The organism is Micromonospora sp. DSM 43699 (assembly GCF_055517075.1).
In genome coordinates this window covers 1-415 of the sequence record NZ_JBTMMT010000252.1, presented here as the reverse complement: position 1 = coordinate 415, position 415 = coordinate 1, and the positions used below count along the sequence as shown (strand labels likewise).

General features: G+C 70.6%; 1 protein-coding gene. It reads left to right on the top strand.

Annotated elements, in window-relative coordinates; genetic code table 11:
* Nucleotides 1-172 precede the first annotated feature (172 nt).
* Nucleotides 173-415, top strand: a 243-nt coding sequence (locus AC0AIB_RS31505) for a UbiA family prenyltransferase (protein ID WP_465098130.1), incomplete at its 3' end; no start/stop codon positions are given.

Genomic DNA, 415 nt, shown 5'->3' with positions numbered 1-415 from the left:
GCTACACACGGGACGGGGGCTGGCCGGAGATGGTCGTCTCCGACCCGGAGACGGCGGCGAAGGTCGACCGCCGCTGGAAGGAATACGGGCTGTGAGCAGTGCGGCAGAAGCGGCGTCCGTCCAGGGCCCCGCACCCTCCAGCAGCAAGGTCAGGGCCTTCCTGCGGCTCGTGATGATCGAGCACTCGGTCTTCGCGCTGCCGTTCGCGTACATCGCCGCGCTGACCGCGATGTTCCTGCTGGACGGCACCATCCACTGGGGCGTCCTGCTCCTCGTCACGCTGGCCATGGTCGGGCTGCGGACCTTCGCGATGGCCGCCAACCGGATCATCGACCGGGAGATCGACGCCCGGAACCCGCGCACCGCCGGCCGTGAGCTGGTGACCGGCGCGGTGTCGGTGCGGTCCGCGTGGACC